Annotated in this window: 23 protein-coding genes; 16 read left to right on the top strand and 7 right to left on the bottom strand. The window is 62.9% G+C overall.

Features of this window, described 5'->3' with window-relative positions:
- Positions 1-37 precede the first annotated feature (37 nt).
- Complete coding sequence (locus tag VMP31_RS19920) at positions 38-940, bottom strand: LysR substrate-binding domain-containing protein (RefSeq protein WP_325509427.1); 903 nt, start codon at positions 938-940, stop codon at positions 38-40.
- A gap of 145 nt (positions 941-1,085) precedes the next feature.
- Here VMP31_RS19920 and VMP31_RS19915 point away from each other — a divergent pair, with 145 nt between their 5' ends.
- On the top strand, positions 1,086-1,379 hold the full coding sequence (locus VMP31_RS19915) for a hypothetical protein (protein WP_325509426.1): 294 nt from the start codon (positions 1,086-1,088) through the stop codon (positions 1,377-1,379).
- Here VMP31_RS19915 and cmoB read toward each other — a convergent pair whose 3' ends face one another.
- The 5 genes from cmoB to VMP31_RS19890 form a co-directional block, all read right to left on the bottom strand.
- Complete coding sequence (gene cmoB / locus VMP31_RS19910; RefSeq protein ID WP_325509425.1) at positions 1,380-2,348, bottom strand: tRNA 5-methoxyuridine(34)/uridine 5-oxyacetic acid(34) synthase CmoB; 969 nt, start codon at positions 2,346-2,348, stop codon at positions 1,380-1,382.
- Positions 2,345-3,121 carry a carboxy-S-adenosyl-L-methionine synthase CmoA gene (gene cmoA / locus VMP31_RS19905; RefSeq protein WP_325509480.1) on the bottom strand — a complete coding sequence of 259 codons (777 nt, stop codon included), beginning with the start codon at positions 3,119-3,121 and terminating at the stop codon, positions 2,345-2,347. The genes cmoB and cmoA overlap by 4 nt, the downstream gene beginning before the upstream one ends.
- 33 nt (positions 3,122-3,154) lie before the next feature.
- Entirely contained in the window at positions 3,155-3,727 is a 573-nt protein-coding gene (locus VMP31_RS19900; protein WP_325509424.1) for a hypothetical protein, read from the bottom strand.
- A 175-nt stretch (positions 3,728-3,902) separates the two neighbouring features.
- On the bottom strand, positions 3,903-4,298 hold the full coding sequence (locus VMP31_RS19895) for a protease inhibitor I42 family protein (RefSeq protein WP_325509423.1): 396 nt from the start codon (positions 4,296-4,298) through the stop codon (positions 3,903-3,905).
- A 62-nt stretch (positions 4,299-4,360) separates the two neighbouring features.
- Positions 4,361-5,071 (bottom strand): hypothetical protein, encoded by a 711-nt coding sequence (locus tag VMP31_RS19890; RefSeq protein ID WP_325509422.1) that lies wholly within the window; start codon positions 5,069-5,071, stop codon positions 4,361-4,363.
- Positions 5,072-5,393: 322 nt separating this feature from the next.
- Between VMP31_RS19890 and VMP31_RS19885 the strand changes: the two genes are divergently transcribed.
- The 5 genes from VMP31_RS19885 (at position 5,394) to VMP31_RS19865 (ending at position 10,612) form a co-directional block, all read left to right on the top strand.
- On the top strand, positions 5,394-6,146 hold the full coding sequence (locus VMP31_RS19885; RefSeq protein WP_325509421.1) for an AraC family transcriptional regulator: 753 nt from the start codon (positions 5,394-5,396) through the stop codon (positions 6,144-6,146).
- Between the two features lie 192 nt (positions 6,147-6,338).
- A complete protein-coding gene (locus tag VMP31_RS19880) occupies positions 6,339-7,016 on the top strand; it encodes a methylamine utilization protein (protein ID WP_325509420.1) in 678 nt (225 codons plus the stop codon).
- The gene (locus VMP31_RS19875; RefSeq protein ID WP_325509419.1) at positions 7,003-9,342 is read left to right on the top strand and encodes a putative bifunctional diguanylate cyclase/phosphodiesterase; all 2,340 of its coding nucleotides are present in this window, start codon (positions 7,003-7,005) and stop codon (positions 9,340-9,342) included. Before VMP31_RS19880 ends, VMP31_RS19875 begins: the two co-directional genes overlap by 14 nt.
- A complete protein-coding gene (locus VMP31_RS19870) occupies positions 9,342-10,190 on the top strand; it encodes a DUF3034 family protein (protein ID WP_325509479.1) in 849 nt (282 codons plus the stop codon). Before VMP31_RS19875 ends, VMP31_RS19870 begins: the two co-directional genes overlap by 1 nt.
- 2 nt (positions 10,191-10,192) lie before the next feature.
- The gene (locus tag VMP31_RS19865; protein WP_325509418.1) at positions 10,193-10,612 is read left to right on the top strand and encodes a group 1 truncated hemoglobin; all 420 of its coding nucleotides are present in this window, start codon (positions 10,193-10,195) and stop codon (positions 10,610-10,612) included.
- A 252-nt stretch (positions 10,613-10,864) separates the two neighbouring features.
- Here VMP31_RS19865 and VMP31_RS19860 read toward each other — a convergent pair whose 3' ends face one another.
- Positions 10,865-11,725, bottom strand: coding sequence for an HDOD domain-containing protein (locus tag VMP31_RS19860; protein ID WP_325509417.1), 861 nt, complete (start codon positions 11,723-11,725; stop codon positions 10,865-10,867).
- 447 nt (positions 11,726-12,172) lie between these two features.
- On the opposite strand from VMP31_RS19860, the gene putA reads away from it, so the two are divergent.
- The 10 genes from putA (at position 12,173) to VMP31_RS19810 (ending at position 23,886) form a co-directional block, all read left to right on the top strand.
- Positions 12,173-15,349 (top strand): bifunctional proline dehydrogenase/L-glutamate gamma-semialdehyde dehydrogenase PutA, encoded by a 3,177-nt coding sequence (gene putA, locus VMP31_RS19855; RefSeq protein ID WP_325509416.1) that lies wholly within the window; start codon positions 12,173-12,175, stop codon positions 15,347-15,349.
- A gap of 144 nt (positions 15,350-15,493) precedes the next feature.
- The gene (gene putP, locus VMP31_RS19850; RefSeq protein ID WP_325509415.1) at positions 15,494-16,978 is read left to right on the top strand and encodes a sodium/proline symporter PutP; all 1,485 of its coding nucleotides are present in this window, start codon (positions 15,494-15,496) and stop codon (positions 16,976-16,978) included.
- 316 nt (positions 16,979-17,294) lie between these two features.
- Positions 17,295-17,513 (top strand): VF530 family protein, encoded by a 219-nt coding sequence (locus VMP31_RS19845; protein ID WP_325509414.1) that lies wholly within the window; start codon positions 17,295-17,297, stop codon positions 17,511-17,513.
- A gap of 88 nt (positions 17,514-17,601) precedes the next feature.
- Positions 17,602-17,931, top strand: coding sequence for a flagellar hook-basal body complex protein FliE (fliE, locus tag VMP31_RS19840; protein WP_325509413.1), 330 nt, complete (start codon positions 17,602-17,604; stop codon positions 17,929-17,931).
- A 16-nt stretch (positions 17,932-17,947) separates the two neighbouring features.
- Positions 17,948-19,747: a flagellar basal-body MS-ring/collar protein FliF gene (gene fliF, locus VMP31_RS19835; protein ID WP_325509412.1), complete on the top strand. Its 1,800-nt coding sequence runs from the start codon at positions 17,948-17,950 to the stop codon at positions 19,745-19,747.
- Positions 19,740-20,756 (top strand): flagellar motor switch protein FliG, encoded by a 1,017-nt coding sequence (fliG, locus tag VMP31_RS19830; RefSeq protein WP_325509411.1) that lies wholly within the window; start codon positions 19,740-19,742, stop codon positions 20,754-20,756. The genes fliF and fliG overlap by 8 nt, the downstream gene beginning before the upstream one ends.
- Positions 20,757-21,563, top strand: a complete 807-nt coding sequence (fliH, locus tag VMP31_RS19825; RefSeq protein WP_325509410.1) for a flagellar assembly protein FliH — start codon at positions 20,757-20,759, stop codon at positions 21,561-21,563.
- Positions 21,553-22,911 carry a flagellar protein export ATPase FliI gene (fliI, locus tag VMP31_RS19820; RefSeq protein ID WP_325509409.1) on the top strand — a complete coding sequence of 453 codons (1,359 nt, stop codon included), beginning with the start codon at positions 21,553-21,555 and terminating at the stop codon, positions 22,909-22,911. The genes fliH and fliI overlap by 11 nt, the downstream gene beginning before the upstream one ends.
- A gap of 3 nt (positions 22,912-22,914) precedes the next feature.
- Positions 22,915-23,367, top strand: a complete 453-nt coding sequence (gene fliJ, locus VMP31_RS19815; RefSeq protein WP_325509408.1) for a flagellar export protein FliJ — start codon at positions 22,915-22,917, stop codon at positions 23,365-23,367.
- A 213-nt stretch (positions 23,368-23,580) separates the two neighbouring features.
- On the top strand, positions 23,581-23,886 hold the full coding sequence (locus VMP31_RS19810; RefSeq protein ID WP_325509407.1) for an STAS domain-containing protein: 306 nt from the start codon (positions 23,581-23,583) through the stop codon (positions 23,884-23,886).
- Positions 23,887-23,895: the final 9 nt, after the last annotated feature.

Here is a 23,895-nt window from a genome sequence, read left to right as displayed (position 1 = left end):
TAAGGGTTTACGCACGATCGGCACGCCATGAGCTCACTCAATTGTGCTGATCGCGGAACGCCGCCAGCACTTGGACGGCCAGCGCAGCCGCCGCATCGCCCCGGTTGCTGCCGCGCAGCAGCTTGATGTGATAGTCGCCCAGCGGCGGCAGGCCGTGTTCTTCGCCCAAGCGCCTTAGTGGCGACTTGACCAGGCTGCGGGGAAAGGGGGCCACGGCCAGATCGGCGATCATGGCCGATTCCTGCCCGGCACACTGTTCGCAGGAATAGGCGATGCGGTAAGGCAGGTCGAGCCGGTCGAGGGCGTCCAGTGCGGTCCTGCGCCAGGCGCAGCCCGGATACGCCAGGGCCAGCGGCAGGGGCGAGCGCTGTACCGCCAACCCACCTTCGCGCCCAGCCCAGACCAGCGCCTCGGAATAGATGATTTCGCCGCGTGAGTCGTCCTGGCCGTCGTTGCCAGCGTTGATCAGGATCAGGTCCAGCTCGCCAGCGTCCAGTTTCTCGATCAGATCGGCGCTGCGGCCGACCGCGACGTCCACCTGCACGGCTGGATGACTGCGGGCGAACATCGACAGAACCCCAGGCAGTACACGGCTGCCGAGGTCGGTCGGGCTGCCGAAACCGACGCGGCCGGCCAGTGCCGGTGCGAGAAAGTGGGCGACCGCTTCCTCGTTGAGCTTGAGCAGACGCCGCGCATAACCCAGCAGCATTTCCCCGTCCGGGGTCAGGCGGACCCGCCTGGGTTCGCGCACGAACAGATTGCGCCCCAGGGTTTCTTCCAGGCGCTTGATCTGCATGCTGACGGCCGCGGTGGTGCGGTAAACCTGTGCGGCGGTGCGGGTAAAGCTGCCACTTTCGGCGATGCCGACAAAGGTCCTGAGCACATCGCTTTCCAGTAACGGCAGCGACATTGGCGTGGATGCGATAGGTTGGATGCTCATCTTAAGCCTTAAGTATTTATTAACTTAGTGTTATGAAATTGTCGTTTGTCTGAACGATAGGCGCGATTCACCCTTGATTCAAGTCGTGTCGATACCTGCATGCAGCAGGTTCAGGTGCGGCTGTCATTTATAGGGAGGGTCAGCCATGACCGATTCAGAGGATCGCAAAGTACCCGTCAACCGCCGCGCCTACGATTTGCGCGAGACGGAGTTCTATATGCCGGCCATGTGGCCGATGGACCTGCAGAATGCCATCGTCGACTGGCTGGGCGCGTGGCGTTGGCGGCGTCAGATGCGCCATTTGCTGCAGCTCGAAGCCCGTGGGCTCGCCCGCCTGGGCGATGCCCGGGATGCGGTCAGTCAGGGGGCGGCAGCGCCTCTGCGGGAAATCGCCGCGCGCAGGGCGGCCCGACGTCGCGGTGACGACGGACAACAGTGATCAGGGCTTGCGCGCCACCAGCACCGCGCGGCAGGGGGCCGGCAGCCCTTCGACGGTGCGGCTGTGGTCGGCGGGGTCGAGAAACTCGGGCAGCGATTGAAAGCGCATCCACTCGGTCGAGCGCTGTTCGTCCACGCTGGTGGTGCTGACATCCACGCAGCGCACGTCGACGAAGCCGGCGCGGCGCAGCCAGAGTTCCAGCGCGGGCACCGAGGGCAGGAACCAGACGTTGCGCATTTGCGCGTAGCGGTCCTCGGGTACCAGCACCTGCTGGGCGTCGCCTTCCACCACCAGGGTTTCCAGCACCAGTTCACCGTCCTTGACCAGGCAGTCCTTGAGGTCGATCAGGTGATCGATGGGCGAGCGGCGGTGGTACAGCACGCCCATGGAGAACACCGTGTCGAAGCCCTGCAGCTTGCCGGGTAATTCCTCGAAGGCCAGCGGCAGGTGCCAGGCCGGTAGGTCGGGCAGGTAGTTCTTCATCGCCAGAAACTGGCAGAGAAACAGCCAATTGGGGTCGATGCCCACCACGCTGTCAGCACCGGCCCCGAGCATGCGCCACATGTAGTAGCCGTTGCCGCAACCCACATCCAGCACACGCTTGCCCTTGAGCTCCAGGTGCGGGGCGACCCGTTGCCACTTCCAGTCCGAGCGCCACTCGGTGTCGACATGCACGTCGAACAGATGAAAAGGCCCCTTGCGCCACGGGATCAGGCCCTGCAAAGCGCTTTTCAATGCGGCGCGGGTCGGCTCGTCGCAGTGGCCGTTGAAACTGAAGCTGTGCAGCAGTTCGAGCTGTTCGACGTTCAGTTGCGGCAGCGCCTGTACTGCGCCGTACCAGCGCGGCAGGTCGCCATGGCCGACCGCCAGCTTGGCGTCGATCTGTCCGGGCAGGTCGGCTGCCCAGTCCTGCAGCGGGGTGCCGGCCAGTTGTGCTTGCAGGGCGTCGAGGTCGAGGCGATGGATCATGGCAGGGCAACCAGTGACGCGAAGTTCAGGCACTGGAACCAGGGCACCACCTGGCTGAAGCCGGCGGCCAGCAGGCGCTCGCGGTGCTGTTCCAGGCTGTCCGGCAGCATGACCTTCTCGATGGCGCTGCGTTTCTGCGCGATTTCCAGTTCGCTATAGCCATTGGCGCGCTTGAAGGCGATATGCAGTTCGCCGAGCAGGTCGTGCTGCGCTTGATCCTCGAAGCGCAGCTTTTCCGAGAGGATCAGCGCGCCGCCGGGCAGCAGGGCCTGGCGGATCCGCGTCAGTAATTCGAGGCGTTGTTCGGGTTGGATAAATTGCAGGGTGAAATTCAGCGCCACCAGCGAGGTGGGTTGAAACTCCAGGCTGAGAATATCGGCCTCGATCACTTCAACCGGCAGCAGCTCCTGAAACATCGAATCCTGCGCATGCAGGTATTCGCGGCAGCGCTCGACCATGGCGCTGGAGTTGTCCACGGCAATCACCCGGCAGTCTTCGATCTGCACATGGCGGCGCAGGGCCTGGGTCACCGCGCCCAGGGAGCAACCCAGGTCGTACAGCACGCTGTGTGGTTGGGCGAACTGGCCGGCGAGCACGCCGATATTCTCGACAATGGTCGGGTAACCCGGCACCGAGCGCTTGATCATGTCCGGGAACACCCGCACCACATCCTCGTTGAAGGCGAAGTCGGGCACCTGGGCCAGGGGCTGGGCGAAGAGGCGGTCGGGCTGTTTGGTCACGGTGGCTGCGCACTGGTCGAGAAAGGCCGGCATTTTAGCCAAGTGCGGCCTCAAGCCAAACCATGATTACTTCAATTGGTCGGAAAAGAACTCGCCGGCACCCTGCAGCGGCCCCAGTGGATTGCGCTTGACCTCGTAGCGGCGGATGTTCGGCTCGCCGTTGCTGAGTTTGTGCACCAGCACCTCATCCACCAGCACGAAGACCGAGCGGAAGATCCAGCCTTGCAGCTCACTCTTCTTGCGGAAATTGAAGGCGTCGGCCCAGAAGTTACCCACCCGCTGGGTGTCGGTCTTGTTGAACTCGAAGGAGTAGCCGACGCAGCGGTCCTTGGCTTCCAGGCAGTGCAGCAGGCCTTCGGGCAGGTAGTCGATGGGCACATTGGGCTGCACGAACATCAGGCGGATGTCGATAAAGGAGAGCATCTTGCCGTTACCCTCCGCCAAGGGGTCAAAGCCTAGGGCGAACAGCTCGGCGCGGGTGGTTTTTCCCGGGATGGCCTGGGCGTAGCGGATTTCTGCATCCAGGTAGTCGTCGAATGGGGAAAGGGCTTCTTCCTGCTCGCTGGGCAGAAGACTGCTGCAGCCTGCAAGCAAGGTCAGCATGAGGAATAGGCCAACTGCATACCCAGTGTCCGTCATGTTGGTTTTCCTGAGTGAAGGGGTGTCTCTCTTCTATAGTCGATATCTTGCCGCTCTGCTTGTTAAGCCGGTCACAGCGCTGCGGTTGATTAGCGGCGGCCGCGACCGTCACTGGCGTGGGGCCTGGCAACGGTGCGGCCGCGATAACCCATAGGGCCGCGCCCGCGCTGCCGGGTTACTTGACCTTGATGGTGCAGTCGAATTTTTGCGCCGGTACCACACCCACTTCCCAGGGGCGCTGATAGGTCAGTAGCAGGCGGCCTTCGCCGGGCTGCTTGGCCTGGAAGCGCCAGGTCGAGCGCCCGGCGCTGCCGACCAGGCCGGCGTCTTCCGGGTTGCTGTAGACCTCGGGACCAAGGCTCTGCAGGACGTTGGAGGCGGAATCGCGGATCAGCCAGCGAAATCCGGTGGTGGGGTTGCTCGGCATATGCAGAATCATCTGCTGACCGCTGTACAGGGTCAGCGGGCATTTGCTCTGCTGGTTCTGTTGCAGGGTCACGCTGCTGGGCTTCTGCGCACAGGCGCTTAACAGGGCAAGGCCGAGTAGTAACGGCAAGCGGAGGGCAGTCATGGTCAACTCCAGGCGGTGGTCAGTGCTTGCCAGCATAGCTGTGCAGATTGGCGGGCGTAACCCTAGCCCTGACCAAGGGCTCCGCTGGGCAGACGCAGGCGCTGGGCGCACTCCTCAATCGCTGGGGCGAATAACGCAAAGCACTCACCAGGGGCAAGCTGCACCTGTGGGGCTGCGATCAGATCGTGCTCGATGCGTTGCAGGAGTTGCTGCAATGGGGCCGTATTGTGCGGTTGGTCGAGCTTCTGGCAGAGCTGCCGCATCTGTTGTTGCAGCCCTGTCGGGCAGTGTTTGTAGTTGCTCGCCCGTACGGCCAGACCGCGCAGGCGCGCCAGGTCTTCGAGTATCCGGCAGGCCTGGCCGAGGCCGCCCAGTTCGCCCGCGGCCAGGCACAGGCGTTCCTCGAGCTGGTCGATAACTTTCAGCAGGCCTTCAATCAGTTGGCAGTGGGCGGAAAAATCGGCTGGATTGCGCCGCAGCCTGGGCCAGTCTTCCTGCAGTGGGGCCAGCTGCAGGCTGGGCCCGGGCCAGTTCAGCCAGAGCTGATCGAGTTGGCGGGCGATGGCGTTACGTTGGCTGACGCTGACGATATCCTGTTGCGCCCCCAGACCGCGGTGTTTCTGCAGGTGCTGCAACAGTTCGAGGGCACGCTGCAGGGTGGCGCTCTGTAGCGTGTTCAGGTGCTGGTAATGGCGCTGGCTGGCGCGCCTGTGCAACCACTGGCCCAGTAGATAAAGGCCCAATGCCAGTGCAACGGCAATGCTGAGTTCCATGGCAGGACTCCTCGAATCGGCAGGCAGCACGAAAAGCGTGCATGGCGGGCCTGCAACTCTCCTGCCAGTTGGGCAAAACCGCGCTGCAGCGGGCTTTGGAGCCGGCAATGTGCGCTGTAGTCGCGCTATTTTCGTGCGTCGATGGCTGTGTGTGGCTAATTTAGTGCATGTTTTCTGCTGGGTTGCCCCCGAACTGTGCTCCAGGTCTGACGAGTCGGGTCGCTGGCGCTCGGCAACCCCGGCCAGCCGCTGGTCAGTGGGGGTTACAGCAGGCCGCGCAACTGGTTAAAGTGCCAGCACACCACCGCGGATTGCCGTAGCGATGCTCAAAGCCCGTCTGCTGTGCCTGGATGATCAGGCCCACGAACATACCCACGACCACCACCAGTTGGTGCTGTCGCTGGCTGGGCGTGCGGAATTTGAGGTCAATGGCCGTGGCGGCGAGGTATGTCGCATGCGGGCCTGCCTGGTGCCGGGTGATGCTGATCATCAGTTCGCCGGCATCGGCGATAACCGCATGCTGATCATCGACCTGAACGAGCAGGGCACCTCCAGCGAAGACCTGGAATTTCTCACCCATCTGTTTGAAACCCCGCGTTACCCGCAACTGGATGCCGATTTCCAGAACCTGCTGAACTACGCCGGGGCCGAACTGGACCGCTACGGTTCCGACCCCCTGCTGGCACGTGCCCTGGGCGGCGTTCTGCTGCGTGCCCTGCACCTGCGCCTGTTTGGCGAGCAGCATGCGCGGGTGCTGGGGCCGCTGAACCTGGAGCGTCTGGACGGCTATATCAGTGAGCACCTGGCGCGGCGTATCAGCGTCGCCGAACTGGCCCAGGTGGCCTGCCTCAGCCCCAGTCATTTTCATGCCCAGTTCAAGGACAGTGTGGGCCTGACGCCGCACCAGTATCTGCTGAAAACCCGGCTGGATCGCGCCGCCAGGCTGTTGCGTGAAAGCGGCTTGCCGTTGATTCGTATCGCCGAAGAGTGCGGTTTTTCCAGCCAGAGCGCCCTGACCACGGCCATGCGCCGTTACCTGGGGCTGACGCCAAAGCGCTTGCGCGGTGCCGAGTAAAAACCCGCAACATATTCCTGCAGTATCGACAGCCCTGCTATATCAGGCTTGCGCCTGCTTAATGGCTTTCGGGCGCTATTGCTTGGGTGCAGTTCCGTGGTTGCCCGGCTAAGCTGCATGGCACCGGCGCATGAAGTGGTGGGGGCAAGCCGCGAGCTTGAAGCCAGCCTGCGTCCCATATGAGTACCGTCTATGAGTACGTCCGTTTTCCGACCGTTATGGTTGGGCCTGCTGGTTCTCGCTGCGCCTCCGCTTTGGGCTGCCAACCTGCAGGCTGAGCTGGTCGATGCTGCGGGTCAGCCCCTGGCCAACGCCGTGCTGACCCTGCAGGGGCCGCTGGATGGCGCGCCGCCGGCAGCGGCCGGGGTGATGGATCAGCTGGCTCAGCAATTTATGCCCCATGTGCTGGCGGTGCGCAGCGGCAGCGCGGTGAGTTTCCCCAATAGCGACGATATCCGTCATCACGTCTATTCCTTCTCCCCGGCCAAGCGCTTTGAGCTGCGCCTGTACAAGGGCACGCCCAGTGAGCCGGTGCTGTTCGATACGCCGGGGGTGGTGGCGCTGGGCTGCAATATCCATGACTGGATGCTGGGTTATGTGTATGTCACTGATGATCCCTGGTTTGCCGTCAGTGACGAGCAGGGCCGCGTGCAGCTCGAAGGGCTGCCAGCCGGGCGCTATCAGGTCAGCCTCTGGCACCCGCAGTTGACCGATATGCTGAGCCAGCCCGGCGGTGAACTGCAACTGGGCGAGGCGGGCACTCAGCAGCGCTTTAGCCTGGCCGTACAGCCCGCCGAGGTCGTCCCAGCCAGTGCGCCGAAAAATGCCTTTGGCGATGCATTCAAGAAGGCTCGCGATGCTGCGCAGTAGTTTCCAGGGGCGGATCGCCAGCGTACTGGTGCTGTTGCTGCTGGTGGTGATCGCCGCGCTGTATGTCGCGGTGCAGACGGCCACCAATGCGGCGGTGCGGGCCCAGGCGCGCGAGCAGCTGGAGGTCGGCAGCCTGGTGTTTCAACAGCTGCTGGAGGTGCGCGGGCGCCAGCTGCACGACGCGGTGCAGGTGCTGGTGGCCGACTTCGGCTTCAAGGACGCTGTGGCCAGCGGCGATAGCGACACCATCCGCTCGGCCTTGGCCAACCACGGCGCGCGGATCAATGCCGGGGCGGTGATGATGCTCGGCCTGGATGGCAGCCTTGAGGTCAGTACCGACCGCCAGATCAGCCCGCAGACCGCGCAATGGCTAAGCATGCAGATGATGCAGCGTCAGCGTGAAGGGGGAGCTGTGTTTCTGATGCCCATGGGCGCGCGCCTCTATCTGCTGGTGCAGGCCACGGTCAATGCTCCCGTACCGATTGCCCGGGTGATGATGGGCTTTCAGGTGGATGAGGCCTTTGCCGCGGAGCTGCGTGAGCTGACCCATCTGGACCTGACCCTGGTGGCCAGCCAGCCAGACCAGGCGGATATCTGGATCAGTACACTGAGTGGGCCGCAGCGCCAGCAATTGCAGGCCGTATTGCAGGCACCGTCCTTCGATCAGGTACAGACCCTGGCCGAACAGCAGTACCTGGGCGAGCGCCTGTTGCTCGCCGAAGGTGAAGGTTTTGTTGTCCAGGCTGTGTTGCACAAATCCCTGACTCAGGCCGAACAGGCCTTCGCCGGGCTGGATCGCAATATCCTGCTGATTGCCCTGGCGGCCTTGCTGGCGTCCCTCGGCGGTGCCCTGTTGCTGGCGCGCAATGTGTCGCAGCCGGTGCAGCAACTGGCAGCAGTGGCCGAGCGGGTGGGGCAGGGCGACTATCAGGTGCCGATTGCCATGCAGCGCAGCGATGAGCTGGGCAGTTTGGCCAAGGCCCTGCAAACCATGCAGACGGGGATCGCCGAGCGCGAGCGGCAACTGGCGCACAACGCCCTGCATGATGCCCTCACCGGCCTGCCCAATCGCACCCTGGCACTGGAGCGGCTAGGCAGCGCCATCACCGCCGGACGCAGCACCGCGCTGATCCATATCGGCATCGGCAATTTCCGCACGGTTAACGACAGCCTCGGTCAGGAGGGCGGTGATCGAGTCTTGCAGCAGCTGGGTCAGCGCCTGCAGGGCGTACTGCGCCCCGGAGACAGCCTGGCGCGCTTGGTGGCGGACGAGTTTCTCCTACTGCTAGATAACTGTGACAGTGAAAGTGCCGTGGGCATTGCCGACAAACTCCAGCAGTTGTTGCTCAAACCGCTGCACATCAGCGCACAGGAGGTGGCCCTGGACTGCCGCTTCGGCATCGCCGCCTTCCCCAGCGATGGCGATAATGTCGAAGACCTGCTGCGCCGTGCCGGCATTGCTATGCAGGACGCGGCTCAGCAGCCGGGGCGCATGCAGCTCTATCAGCGTGGTCGTGACGATGCCCGGCAGCGGCAGATGCTGCTGATCCGCGATCTGCGCCGCGCCCCGGAAAGTGGCGAGCTGCTGCTGCACTACCAGCCCAAGCTGGATATCGCCGCCGGCCGGGTGCGGCAGGCCGAGGCGCTGCTGCGTTGGCAGCACCCTCAGCTGGGCATGGTCTCGCCGGCGGAATTTATTCCCCTGGCCGAGCACACCGGCAGCATCCAGCTACTTACCAACTGGGTGATTGAAGAGGTGATGCGTCAGCTCCGTGAGTGGAGCGCCCGCAACCTGCGGGTGCAGGTGTCGTTGAATATCTCCACCGCCGATCTGATCGACCCACAACTGCCGCAGCGGGTGGCCCAGCTGCTGGCGCACTACAAGGTGCCGACCGAGCAACTGGTTTTCGAGATTACCGAAAGCGGCATGATGCGCAACCCCGAGCTGGCTCTGCAGGTCTTGCACGAGCTGCATGGGCTGGGCATCAGCCTGTCGGTGGACGACTTCGGCACCGGCTACTCCTCCCTGGCGCAGCTCAAGCGCATGCCGGTGCAGGAACTGAAGATCGACCAGTCGTTTATCCGCGATCTGGACGAGGCCAGCGAAGACTCGGTGATCGTCCGCTCCACCATCGACATGAGCCACAGCCTGGGCCTTAAGGTGGTGGCCGAGGGTGTTGAATATGAGCGTTGCCTGCACCTGCTGCAGCGTTGGCGCTGTGACACCGCCCAGGGTTATCTGATCAGCCGGCCTCTGGCGGCCAAGGCCTTTGAAAGCTGGCTGGAGCAATACCGCGAGGCAGCCAACCGCGAGGTTCAGTCATGATGCGAATACTCAGCCTGTTGGGCCTTGGCCTGTTCTCCTGCCTAAGCCTGGCTGATGGCCGCCTGCTAGCTACCGGTGGTGCCAGCAGCATTGACGGCAGCGCCGGTGGCGGCATCACCCCCTGGGCGGTGCTGGCCGGTTATGGCGAGCGTGGCGAATGGGGCGCGGATGTATTCGCAACCCGTGTCGAGACCGGCGACTACCGTCTGGATGTGGCCGGTCTCGCCGCCTCGTTCGATAACCGCATCGAGCTATCCTATGCCCGTCAGCGCTTCGATCTGGGCACCCTGGCGCGCAACCTGAGTCTGCCGGAAAGCAGCCTCAGCCAAGACATCTTCGGCCTCAAGGTGCGCCTGTTTGGCGATCTGATCTACGATCCGCTGCCCCAGGTATCCCTGGGCGTGCAGCACAAGCGCCAGCGCAATTTTCTGATTCCCAGCCTGGTGGGTGCGCAGCGCAGCTCGGATACAGAAGGCTATCTGACGGCCAGCCGGCTGATTCTCGGCGGTGCCTTCGGCTACAACCTGCTGCTCAACGGCGGCCTGCGCTATAGCCGGGCCAACGAGCAGGGCCTGCTGGGTTTCGGCGGTGACCGTCGCGATCGCCACTCGGTGCTCAAGGAAGGCTCAATCGCCGTGCTGCTCAATCCGCACTGGGCCCTGGGCGTGGAGTACCGAGAGAAGCCGGACAACCTGGGCTTTGCCGGCGAAAGCGACTGGGCTGATCTGTTTCTCGGTTACTTCCCCAACAAGAACCTGGCCGTGGTGCTGGCTTATGCCCGCCTGGGTGAAATCGCCACGCTGGATAATCAGGATGGGATTTATCTGTCCGTACAGGGGAGTTTCTGAACATGCGCCTGTCGTTTATTGCCCTGTTGCTGGCCCTCAGCGCCTGCGCCCAGCAACCGCCCAAGGACGACAGCCTTTACCGTGCCCTGGGTGAGCAGGCCGGGATCGAAACGGTGGTGGAGAGCATGCTGCTGAAGATCGCCAGCGATAAGCGCATCGTCCATCACTTTGAGGATGTCGATATCCAGCGCGTGCGCGACAAGCTGGTGGAGCAGTTTTGCATGGAGGCCGGCGGGCCTTGCACCTACACGGGGGACAGTATGGAGGAGAGCCACACCGGCCTGAACCTCACCCCCAGCGACTTCAACGCCCTGGTGGAAAACCTGCAGGCCGCCATGACCGAGCAGGGCGTTGCCATTCCCGCACAGAACCGCCTACTGGCCAGGCTGGCACCCATGCGCGGGCAGATTATTGATCGTTAGCAGCGCAGATTGCTGGCCGGGCGTAGCGCAACTGGACAACATCCAAGGTATGCGCTGGGTCGCAATGAACCGTTTATCGCTGATGCGTTCGGCGGCGCGCATCGCGGCGATGGCGGCGGATTCGTTGTTGGCGGCAACCGTGTCCAAGGTCTTGCGCAGGTGGGGTGCGAACGGTTCAAGGGGGCTCCCCGGGACATCGAGTTCGTAGCCTAGGCCAAGCATGTGGCGGTTTGTGGCAGAGATCGACTGGGGTCAGTGCAGCGTCTGGGCAATGGCCTGAATATCGCCCCGGTGCTGGATCACCAGGCTCAGTTCACCGTTCTCGCCGATAAAGTCCTGGGGCGGGAATAGCTTCTGGTAGGCGGCAAGCTCTGTCAGTGGGGGGAGATGGCTCGCGGCATCACGCTCCTTGAGTGCGTGATACAGCGCCAGGTTGACCAGGTCCGTGAGGTTCAGGCTCTGGCCACGGCTGATATGCCAGTGGCCGGTGCTGCGGATCACATCGATGTACTCATTATCAACGGCCCATTTTTTCAGCACGATGATGCTCAGTGGCTTGCTGTATTCGCGGCACAGCTTGAAGTACAGCTCGCTGGAGGGAATGGCATCCTCATCCTTGAAAGCTGAGAGCACTGCCAGGGTGCCCACTTCGCTGAGCAGGCTGGCCAGCAGGGCGTGCTCCGGGGCAATGCGGCTAAGCAGGCGGGCGAGCATGGAGCAGATGCTGGCCTTGAGCACCAGGCGCTGCCAGGAGTCGATAAAGAGTTGCTTGTGCGTCGGGCTGTGCAGGGTAAACAGGCTCTTGATGCTGTGCGCCATGGTTATGCGATCCACCTCGCGCATGCCCAGTAGCTGAATTACCTCGTGCAGGCTTTGCGGCTGCCGGCTCTGTCGGTACAGCGTGCTGCAGGCATATTTCATCAGCAGAGCGCTCAGGGCTGGGTCGCGGCTGATCAGCCTGGCCAGCTGTGTGACGGTCGTCTGGGGTTCGACCAGCGCCCGGCGAATGTCCAGGGTGATGGTAGGCAGGCTGGGTAATTGCTCTTCGCCCTGCATCAGCTGTGAAACCACCTGGCGGTAGATGGCATATTCGGATACTTCATGGCTCGACATGATCTGCTCCCCGCCGGTATGTCGTCAGTGTAGGCAGTGCGATGGTGCCGGGTAGTGCAGGCGATCAGTGGCCGGGACGACATAGGCCGGCTCGTTGAAATACAGCGAGGGCTGCCGTGCAATTCATTGTGCCGGTCGGTTCGTTGCGGATGCATGGCAGGCATCTATGCGGCCGGAAGGCAAGCTGCGGTGACGCAGCCGGTACGGCCGGTATCATCAGCTGGCCCAGCTTTCGCTGGTTATTCAAACAACCGTTCGCGATTAGTTCCCGTACTTGGAGTATTCCGCAAAAACTCCAGAGCTTTCAGCAAGAAGCGTTCATGGTTCTGCAACTAAATTCGTCCATCCACTGGCGCGGTGCGCAGGTTTTGGCCCAGTTGTCATTGGTCAGATCAGCCATGTTGCGCTAGACCCATAACAAACAGTCTCCACAAGAGGATGGGCGTGATGTTTAAAGCCAGTCACGTCTTGCAGGACGAGTTCCTTAACCGGATCTCTGCCGCCAAGGCCGCCGATTTTTTCCCTGTCATCAGCGCTAACTACAGCGTTGACGAGGCAGCCTATCTCACTGAGCTCTTGCAGCTCGCCGACCCCGGCGAGACCGGCATTGCGGCCATCAGCCGCGGTGCCCGTACCCTTATTCAGGATGTACGTAGCCGGGACAACGCCGTCGATACCCTCGACGCACTTCTTCGTCAGTACAGCCTCGACACCCAGGAAGGGCTGATGCTCATGTGCCTGGCCGAGGCTTTGCTGCGTGTACCCGACGCCGCCACCGCCGATGCACTGATCCGCGACAAACTCAGCGCCGCCGAGTGGGAGCGTCACCTCGGCCAGAGCGATAGCGTGCTGGTCAACTTTGCCGCCTGGGGCCTGGTGATGACCGGCAAGGTGGTCGATCCGGATACCGCCGATGGCCGGCCGAAAAACGTCCTCGGCAAGCTGATCAAGCGTTCCGGCGAGCCGGTGATCCGCGCCGCGATGAACCAGGCCATGAAGCTGATGGGCAAGCAGTTCGTGCTTGGCCGCAATATCGCCGAGGCCCTGAAGAACGGCCGTGGCGAGCGCGAAAAAGGCTACACTTACTCCTTCGATATGCTCGGTGAAGCGGCGTTGACCGCCGAAGATGCCGAGAAGTACATGGCCGACTACCGCAAGGCCATCGACACCGTCGGTGCCGAGCCGCAGGTCGGCCCGGGGCCGAAGCCGTCGATCTCGATCAAGCTGTCGGCCCTGCACCCGCGTTATGAAGTGGCCCAGCGCGAGCGCGTGCTCAGCGAACTGTTCGCCAATGTGCTGGAACTGGCGGTGCGGGCGCGCAAGCTGGGCGTGGGCATTTCGGTGGACGCCGAAGAGGCCGATCGCCTCGAGCTGTCTCTGGAACTCTACGAAAAGCTGATGCGCGACCCGGCCCTCAAGGGTTGGGGCGAGTTCGGCCTGGTGGTACAGGCCTATTCCAAGCGCTGCTTGCCGGTGCTGGTGTGGCTCACCCTGCTGGGTAAAGAGCTCGGCGAGAAGATGCCGCTGCGTCTGGTCAAGGGGGCCTACTGGGACACCGAGATCAAGCAGTGTCAGGTTCAGGGCCTGGACGGCTACCCGGTATTTACCCGCAAGGAAGGCACCGACACCTCTTATTTGGCCTGCGCGCGTTTCCTGCTGTCGGAGTTCACCCGCGGGGTGATCTATCCGCAGTTTGCCAGCCACAACGCCCACACTGTCAGCTGCATCCTGGCGATTGCCGCTGAGCAGAAGCAGCCGCGCGAGTTCGAGTTCCAGCGCCTGCACGGCATGGGTGATGCGCTGTACGACACCGTGCTGGAAAAACACGCCAAGACCGTGCGCATCTATGCCCCGGTGGGCGCGCACAAGGATCTGCTGCCCTACCTGGTGCGGCGTCTGCTGGAAAACGGCGCGAACTCCTCGTTCGTTCACCAGTTGGTCGACCCCAGCGTGCCAGTGGAGTCCCTTCTCGATCACCCGGTGACGCAACTGCGCAAGTTCAAAACCCTCGGTAATGACAAAATCCCTCTTCCGCCGGCGCTGTTTGGCCCTGCGCGGAAAAATTCCCAAGGCCTCAATATGAACATTCACACTTCGTGGAGTGAGCTGGAGCTCGCCTATCAGCCGCACCTGGCCCGTCAATGGCAGGCCGCCCCGGTCATCAACGGCCAGCGCCTGAGCGGTACCAGCAGCGCCGTGCATTGCCCCTATGAGCTGAGCAAGCAGGTGGGTAGCGTCGACTTCGCTACCGCCGCCCAGGCCGCCCAGGCTCTGGATGCCCTGCATGCCGCCTGGCCGCGCTGGAATGCCACCGCCATCGACAGCCGCGCGAGCATCTTCGAGCGCCTGGCTGATCTGCTCGAAGTCAACCGCGCCGAGCTGATGGCGCTGTGTACCGTGGAAGCCGGCAAGTCCATGCAGGACGGCATCGACGAAGTGCGCGAAGCCGTGGACTTCTGTCGTTACTACGCCCAGCAGGCGCGTCTGCGTCTGGGCCGCGAAGAGCTGGTGGGCCCCACCGGCGAACGCAATGAGTTGTTCCATGAAGGCCGCGGCATTTTCGTCTGCGTCAGCCCGTGGAACTTCCCGCTGGCCATCTACCTGGGCCAGATCGCCGCTGCTCTGGTTGCGGGTAACTGCGTACTGGCCAAGCCGGCCGAGCAGACCAGCCTGATCGCCGCGCGCGCTCTGGAACTGATGTTCGAAGCTGGCCTGCCACAGGATGTGATCGCCTTCCTGCCTGGCGACGGTGCCACCCTGGGCGGCGTGTTCTGTCGCGATGCCCGCGTCGCCGGGGTGTGCTTTACCGGTTCCACCGACACCGCGCGCATCATCAACCGTCAGCTGGCCGAGAAGGCCGGGCCGATTGCCGCGCTGATCGCCGAAACCGGCGGCCAGAACGCGATGATCGTTGACTCCACCGCGCTGCCCGAGCAAGTGGTCAAGGATGCCGTGCAGTCCGCCTTTACCAGCGCTGGCCAGCGTTGCTCGGCCCTGCGGGTGCTCTATGTGCAGAACGACATCGCCGAGCGCGTGCTGGATCTGCTCAAGGGCGCGATGGCCGAGCTCAAGGTTGGTCCGACCCATCTGCGTGAAAGTGACGTCGGCCCGGTGATCGACGCCGAGGCTCGGGACGGCCTGCTGGCCCATATCACCCAGCTCAAGGCCGAGGGCAAGCTGATTGCCGAAACCGCGCTGCCTGCTGGTCTGGACGGTCACTTCGTGGCCCCGGTGGCCTTTGAAATCGGCGGCATTCACGAACTGAAGAAGGAAAACTTCGGTCCCATCCTCCACGTGGTGCGTTTCGAAGCCCGTGAACTGGAGCAGGTGGTGGCCGCCATCAACGGTACTGGTTTCGGTCTGACCCTCGGCGTGCACAGCCGCAACGAGGAAACCGCACGGCGCATCGAGGAGCTGGCGCGGGTTGGCAATCTCTATGTCAACCGCAACCAGATCGGTGCCGTGGTTGGCGTGCAACCCTTCGGCGGCTGCGGCCTGTCCGGTACCGGGCCGAAAGCCGGCGGGCCGAGCTACCTGCTGCGTTTCGCCAACGAGCGCACCACCTCGATCAACACCACCGCAGTGGGCGGCAATGCTTCGCTGCTGTCGCTGGGCGACGAATAACCCGTAGTTCAGGGGCAGGCTTATAACGCCTGCTCCGCCACTGGCCTGCGTGCGTTTGGCTGGTGGTTTCAAGGCAGTGCCACATACCGTGGTCGCTTAAAACTAGAGTCACGGCCCGAGCCGTGCCAACACGAGAACAACAAGATGAACGAGCAGAACGTTTTTGTTGTAGGGGTGACCTTCGTGGTCTACCTGGTACTGATGTTGTGGTTGGGCCTGGTGGCCTACCGTCGTACCAGCAACTTGTCCGATTACATCCTTGGCGGCCGCTCCATCGGCCCGACCACCGCCGCCTTGTCGGCCGGTGCCTCGGACATGAGCGGCTGGCTGCTGCTGGGTCTGCCGGGCTATGCCCTGGTGGCTGGCTTCGAGGCCACCTGGATCGCCATCGGCCTGCTGGCCGGCACCTGGCTGAACTGGCTGTTCGTCGCCCAGCGTCTGCGCGTGTACTCGCATACCGCCAAGGACTCGGTGACCATGCCGGCCTACTTCGAAAACCGCTTCAACGACAAATCCCGCGCCCTGCGCGTGGTATCGGCGTTGATCATTCTGACCTTCTTCCTCTTCTATACCAGCTCCGGCCTGGTGGCTTCCGGCAAGCTGTTCGAAACCGTGTTCGGCCTGAGCTATACGGCCGCTGTGGTGATCGGCACCCTGGCTGTGGTGTCCTACACCCTGTTCGGTGGCTTCCTCGCGGTAGCCTGGACGGACGTGGTGCAAGGCCTGCTGATGGCTGCTGCACTGGTGCTGGTACCGGTGTTCGCCCTCAATGCCGTAGGCGGCATCGACGCCGCACATATGGCCATTCAAGCCAAGAACCCGGAACTGCTGACCTTCTTCAGTGACGCCAAGGGTCAACCGCTGGGCATCATCGCCATCCTCTCGCTGCTGGGCTGGGGCCTGGGCTACTTCGGTCAGCCGCATATCCTGGCGCGCTTCAAGGCGATCTCCGACGATAAGGACATGCCGACTGCCCGTCGCATTGCCGTGAGCTGGACCGCTCTGACCCTGGTTGCCGCACTGGCCATCGGCTGGGTTGCCGTGGGTTACCTAGACACCGAGCTGGCTGACGCCGAAACCGTGTTTATGGTGCTGGTCAACAGCCTGTTCCACCCGGTAGTGGCCGGTATCCTGATGGCTGCCGTGCTGGCTGCGATCATGTCCACCGCCGACTCGCAACTGCTGGTCAGCTCTTCGGCCCTGGCTGAAGACTTCTACAAGGCCATCCTGAAGAAGGATGCCGGCGACGCCGAACTGGTATGGATCGGTCGTGGCGCAGTAGTGCTGATCGCCGTTATCGCCCTAGTGCTGGCATTGAATCCGGACAACACCGTGCTGGGCCTGGTGTCCTACGCCTGGGCTGGCTTCGGTGCCGCCTTCGGCCCGGCCATCCTGCTGTCGCTGTACTGGAAACGCATGAACCGCAACGGTGCCCTGGCCGGTATCGTTCTCGGCGGCCTGACCGTGGTGATCTGGAAGCAGCTGTCCGGCGGTATCTTCGACCTGTACGAGATCATCCCCGGCTTTATCCTGGCGACTATCGCCATCATCGTGGTCAGCCTGCTCACCAAAGAGCCGGAAGCCGCGCTGCAGGCCCAGTTCGACGATGTTGAGCGCAAGCTGGCCTGATTAGGTTGCACCCATGCCTGCAGCCGGTCGTCTGCAGGTGTGGTTCCCGAGCCAGGATTTTATTGCTGATGCCCGGCCCGGGCCCCACGACGACCCGATAGTGCTTCGCCGGCCCACACCTTTGGTGTTGGGCCGGCTTTTTTATGGCTGGCCATCCCTGGCAGCCACCCTTCTGACCGTCGCTACGTGACGTCAAAAACTGTTCCAGACAATTTTTTATGGGCGCTATTTAGCGCCGTCGCTACTTTCCCTTGTTCGCCTGCTTGGCTAAGGTGGCAGCAGTTTTCTCCATAAGTGTTTTCCGTACAGGTTTTGCATGACTCAATTGCCAAACAATCCGCTGCATGGCATCACCCTCGAAGCCATCCTCAATAGCCTGGTCGAGCGCTTCGGTTGGGACGGCCTGGCCCAGCGTATCGATATCCGCTGTTTCAAGAGCGACCCGAGCATCAAGTCCAGCCTGACCTTTCTGCGCAAGACGCCCTGGGCCCGGCAGAAGGTCGAGGCCCTGTATATCCAGACGCTGAAGGGCTGAACAAGGCCTCAGAAAAACTGGCACCCTTGTTGCAATACCTCTGCAAACGCCGCGAAGCGTCAAAAAACCGCGGCCAGTGGAGGAAGTCATGAGCCAAGGTGTTGAATTCAATCGCTTGATGTTGGAAATGCGTTCCATGCAGGCGGAGGCCATGGCGCGGCAGAAGCCTGTTGCCAGCACCCCGGAGCCCGGCGCGCCGAGCTTCTCCGAGATGCTCGGGCAGGCGGTCGGCAAGGTCCATGAGACCCAGCAGGCCTCCACTAAGTTGTCTGAGGCCTTTGAAGTGGGCAAAAGCGGCGTAGATTTGACTGATGTGATGATCGCTTCGCAGAAGGCCAGCGTCTCCTTTCAGGCCATGACCCAGGTGCGCAACAAACTGGTCCAGGCCTATCAAGACATCATGCAGATGCCGGTTTAAGAGTAGGGTTTGAATCATGGCTGAAGCCGTCGCTGCAAACGTACCTGCCACCACCGCTGGCGGTGAGCCGAAGAAGCCGTTGTTCGGCCTGACCTTTCTGGAAAATCTTTCCGATATGTCGATGCTGCGGCAGATCGGCCTGCTGGTCGGCCTGGCCGCCAGCGTGGCGATTGGTTTTGCCGTGGTGCTCTGGTCGCAGCAGCCCGATTACCGTCCGTTGTACGGCAGCCTTGACGGCATGGACGCGTCCCAGGTTATGGAGACCCTGACCGCCGCCGACATCAAATACACCGTGGAACCCAATTCCGGCGCACTGCTGGTCAGGTCCGAAGACCTGGCCCGGGCGCGTATGCGTCTGGCTGCTGCAGGGGTAGCGCCGACCGACAACAGCGTTGGCTTCGAGATTCTCGACCGCGAGCAGGGCCTGGGTACCAGTCAGTTTATGGAAGCCACCCGCTACCGTCGCGGCCTGGAAGGGGAGCTGGCGCGCACCGTATCAAGCCTGAACAACGTCAAGGGCGCGCGGGTACACCTGGCCATTCCGAAGAGCTCGGTATTCGTGCGCGACGAGCGCAAGCCCAGCGCCTCGGTACTGGTTGAACTCTACCCGGGCCGCGGCCTGGAGCCGAGCCAGGTGATGGCCATCGTCAACCTGGTGGCCAGCAGCGTGCCGGAGATGGACAAGGCCCAGGTCACCGTGGTCGATCAGAAGGGCACCTTGCTCTCGGACATCCAGGAGATGTCCGAACTGACCATGGCCGGCAAGCAGTTCGACTACAGCCGGCGCATGGAAAGCCTGTTCACCCAGCGCGTGCACAATATTCTCCAGCCCGTGCTCGGTGCCGGCCGCTACAAGGCGGAAGTCTCGGCGGACGTGGACTTCAGCGCGGTGGAATCCACCTCGGAAATGTTCAACCCCGACCAGCCGGCGCTGCGCAGCGAACAGCAGGTCAATGAACAGCGCACCAGCAGTCTGCCGCCGCAAGGCGTGCCGGGTGCCCTGGCTAATCAGCCGCCGGGTGCCGCCACTGCGCCGGAACAGGCCGCCGGCGGAGCTGCCGTGGCAGGGCCGGTAGCCGCTGGTCAGCCGCTGCTGGATGTCAATGGCGAGCAGATCATCGACCCGGCCACGGGGCTGGCCATGCTTGCGCCTTATCCGGCGGACAAGCGTGAACAATCCACGCGCAATTTCGAGCTGGACCGCTCCATCAGCTACACCAAGCAGCAGCAGGGGCGCTTGCGTCGCCTGTCGGTGGCGGTGGTGGTGGATGACCAATTCAAGGTCGACCCGGCCACCGGCGACACCGTGCGCGCGCCGTGGAGCAGCGACGAGTTGGCACGCTTTACCCGTCTGGTGCAGGACTCTGTGGGCTTCGATGCCAGCCGTGGCGACAGCGTCAGCGTCATCAATACGCCGTTCTCCGCCGTTCCGGGTGAGGAACTGGTCGCACTGCCCTGGTACCAGAGTGAGCTGTTTCTGATGGCCATGGCGGGTATGAAGCAACTGCTGCCGGCGCTGCTGATCTTTATTCTGGTCTGGTTCGTGCTGCGCCCGGTGATGAAGAACATCACCGGTGGCGGCGGCGAAGGGGGCCGGCGTGGTGGTCGCGACGGTGATGTCGAACTGGGTGAAATGGGCGGTCTGGACGGCGATCTATCCGAGGATCGAGTCAGCCTCGGCGGCCCGCAAAGCATCCTCCTGCCCAGCCCGAGTCAGGGGTATGATGCACAATTGAACGCCATCAAGAGCCTGGTCGCAGAAGACCCGGGCCGTGTGGCCCAGGTTGTAAAAGAGTGGATCAACGCCGATGAGTGACAATCGCACCCCCGCCAAACTGAACAAGGTCGACAAGGCGGCGATCTTGCTGCTTTCGCTCGGTGAAACCGATGCAGCCCAGGTGTTGCGGCACCTCGGGCCCAAGGAAGTGCAGCGGGTCGGGGTGGCAATGGCCGGCATGCGCAATATCCAGCGCGAGCAGGTTGAGCATGTCATGGGCGAGTTCGTCGAGATTGTCGGCGACCAGACCAGCCTGGGTGTGGGAGCCGATGGCTATATCCGCAAGATGCTGACCCAGGCCCTGGGTGAGGACAAGGCCGGCAACCTGATCGACCGCATCCTGCTCGGCGGCAGCACCAGTGGTCTGGACAGCCTGAAGTGGATGGAGCCGCGCGCGGTGGCCGACGTGATTCGCTACGAGCACCCGCAGATTCAGGCGATTGTGGTCGCTTATCTCGACCCCGATCAGGCTGGCGAAGTGCTTGGCCACTTTGACCACAAGGTGCGCCTGGACATCGTCTTGCGCGTGTCCTCACTCAATACCGTGCAACCGGCGGCGCTCAAGGAACTCAACCAGATCCTCGAGAAGCAGTTCTCCGGCAGCTCCAATACCACCCGCGCCGCCCTGGGCGGGGTCAAGCGGGCGGCCGATATCATGAACTTCCTCGACAGCTCCATCGAGGGTCAGTTGATGGACTCGATTCGCGAAGTCGACGAAGACCTGTCCAGCCAGATCGAGGACCTGATGTTCGTATTCGACAACCTGGCCGATGTCGATGACCGTGGCATCCAGGCGTTGTTGCGCGAAGTCTCCTCCGACGTGCTGGTGCTGGCGCTCAAGGGGGCCGACGAGGCGATCAAGGACAAGGTATTCAAGAACATGTCCAAGCGTGCCGCCGAGTTGCTGCGCGACGACCTCGAGGCTAAGGGCCCGGTACGGGTCAGCGATGTGGAAAACGCCCAGAAGGAAATCCTCACCATTGCCCGCCGCATGGCCGAAGCCGGGGAAATTGTCCTGGGCGGCAAGGGCGGCGAAGAGATGGTGTAAATGGCCGCCAAAGAAGCCCCTAGCGAGCTGATTCGCGCCAAGGACATCAACGCCTTCGACCTCTGGGCGCTGCCCAGTTTCGATCCCCAGGTCGAGCCCGCCGAGATGCCCGTCAGCCCCGAGGAGGCCGCCGAGCAGGCGCAAGCCCCTGTCGAGGGGGCCGCGGAAGGGGAAGATGTTGCCCTGGAAGATGTCAAACCCTTGACGCTGGATGAGTTGGAGGCGATCCGCCAGGACGCCTACAACGAAGGCTTCACCACCGGCGAGAAGGACGGCTTCCATGCCGGCCAGCTGAAAGCCCGGCAAGAGGCCGAGATCGCCCTGGCCGCGAAAATGGCTGGCCTCGAGCAATTGATGGCGCAGCTGTTCGAGCCCATTGCCGAGCAGGATCAGCAGCTGGAAGAGGCCATGGTCAACCTGTTGAGCCATATGGTCCGCCAGGTGATCCAGCGCGAACTCAAAAGCGACTCCAGCCAGATCACCCAAGTGCTGCGCGAAGCCCTCAAGCTTCTGCCCATGGGCGGCGCGACTGTGCGCATTCATCTCAATCCTCAGGATTTCGAGATGATCAAGGCCCTGCGCGAGCGTCACGAAGAGACCTGGCGCATTCTTGAAGATGAAACGCTGTTACCCGGCGGCTGCAAGGTCGAGAGTGAGCTCAGTCGTATCGATGCCACCGTGGAAACCCGCCTGGCCCTGGCTCTCAAGCAGTTGTTCGAGCATCAGCGCGAACAGCAGGGCCACCCCCTGGAGGCCGATCTGCACACCGACCTGAGCAAGGCCAAGGCGCACGACGATGCTCCTTAAGCGGGTGAGCTTCGCCAAACGTCTGGCGGCCTACAGTGATGCGGTGAGGTTACCCAGCCAGCCGCTGGTCGAGGGCCGCCTGTTGCGCATGGTCGGCCTTACCCTGGAAGCCGAAGGCCTGCGCGTCGCCCTGGGCAGCCGCTGCCTGGTGATCAACGATGACAGTTACCACCCGGTGCAGGTCGAGGCCGAGGTAATGGGCTTTTCCAACGGCAAGATCTACCTGATGCCAGTCGGCAGCCTGGTCGGCATCGCCCCGGGGGCGCGGGTGGTCCCGCTGCCGGATACCGGGCGGCTGCCCATGGGCATATCGATGCTCGGTCGGGTGCTCGACGGCACCGGCCGCGCCCTGGATGGCAAGGGCCGGATGAAGGCCGACGACTGGGTGCCGATGGACGGCCCGGCGATCAACCCGCTCAACCGCAACCCCATCAGCGTGCCGCTGGATGTCGGCATCCGCTCGATCAACGGCTTGCTGACCGTGGGCCGCGGTCAGCGTCTGGGCCTGTTTGCCGGTACCGGGGTGGGTAAGTCGGTGCTGCTCGGGATGATGACGCGCTTTACCGAGGCCGATGTCATCGTGGTCGGGCTGATCGGCGAGCGGGGGCGCGAAGTTAAAGAATTTATCGACGAGATCCTCGGCCACGAGGGCCTCAAGCGCTCGGTGGTGGTAGCCTCGCCGGCCGATGACGCTCCGCTGATGCGCCTGCGCGCGGCGATGTACTGCACGCGTATTGCCGAGTACTTCCGCGATAAGGGCAAGAACGTGCTGCTGTTGATGGATTCGCTGACCCGCTTCGCCCAGGCCCAGCGCGAGATCGCCCTGGCCATTGGCGAACCGCCGGCGACCAAAGGCTATCCACCCTCGGTATTCGCCAAGCTGCCCAAACTGGTCGAACGCGCCGGTAATGCGGAGAAGGGCGGCGGCTCGATTACCGCCTTCTACACCGTGCTCAGCGAAGGCGATGACCAGCAGGACCCGATTGCCGATGCCGCCCGTGGCGTGCTCGACGGGCATATCGTGCTGTCCCGGCGGCTCGCCGAGGAGGGCCATTATCCGGCCATCGATATCGAGGCCTCGATCAGCCGGGTCATGCCGCAGGTGGTGTCCGCCGAGCATATGCGCCTGTCGCAGCGCTTCAAGCAGCTCTGGTCGCGCTATCAGCAAAGCCGCGACCTGATTAGTGTCGGGGCCTACGTGGCGGGCGGCGACGCCGATACCGACCTGGCCATTGCCCGGCAACCGGCGATGGTCAAGTACCTGCGGCAGAACCTGGGGGAGAACGAAAGCCTGGCCAACAGCAGTGCGCAACTGGCGGCCACCTTCAACCCCGCCAGTGCACCCTAAGCCATGTCGCTGAGTCGAGCCGCCCGGCTGGCACCGGTCATCGTCATGGCCGAGCGGGCCGAACGTGAGGCGGCTTTGCAACTTGGCCACTGTCAGGGCCTGCTGCGGCAGGCAGAAGTGCAGCTGGGCGAGCTGGAGCGCTACCGCGGCGATTACCAGCAGCAGTGGATCAGTGAAGGCCAGCGCGGGGTATCCGGGCAGTGGCTGATGAACTACCAGCGCTTTCTCTCGCAGCTGGAAACCGCCATTGGCCAGCAGCGCCAGAGTGTCGACTGGCACCGCGTCAACATGGACAAGGCGCGCGAGCTCTGGCAGCAGCGCTATGCCCGCCTGGAAGGCCTGCGCAAACTGGTCAAGCGCTATCTGGACGAGGCCCGTCTGGCCGAGGACAAGCGCGAGCAGAAACTGCTCGACGAACTGTCGCAGCGTTTATCCGGGCGCGATTCGTCTTCCTGATACCCCATCTCGTCATTTTGCCTGCAGCCCGCGGCGTGCGGCCGTGTCAGCGTGCCGGGCTGCCTCGCAGCGACCATAGCAGTGACGGCGGGTGCGGGCCGATCCCCTGTGGCAGTTGCTCCATGGCCTTTAGGGTGCTACATCTTGAATATGCACAACACCTGGTCAGGGTTATCTTCGGTGCTCTGGCTTTTTCGTTTATAGGAGCGATTCATGACTATCACCTCGCTGCCCTCGTCTGACGGGCAAGAGTTGACCATTCTGATTCAGGGACGTTTTGATTTCGGGGCCCATCAGGAATTTCGCAACGCCTACGAGCGCGTCAGCAGCACGCCAAAGACCTATATCGTGGATCTGCAGGGCACCACCTACCTGGACAGTTCGGCGCTGGGCATGCTCTTGCTGCTGCGTGACCATGCCGGTGGCGACAGCGCACAGATCCGCCTGCTCAATTGCAACCCGGATGTACGCAAGATTCTGGCGATCTCGAATTTTGAGCAACTGTTCCAGATCGCCTGAGGCCTCCTC

The organism is Pseudomonas sp. (assembly GCF_035512415.1).
Classification (GTDB): Bacteria; Pseudomonadota; Gammaproteobacteria; order Pseudomonadales; family Pseudomonadaceae; genus Aquipseudomonas.
This window is presented reverse-complemented; position numbering and strand designations above follow the sequence as displayed.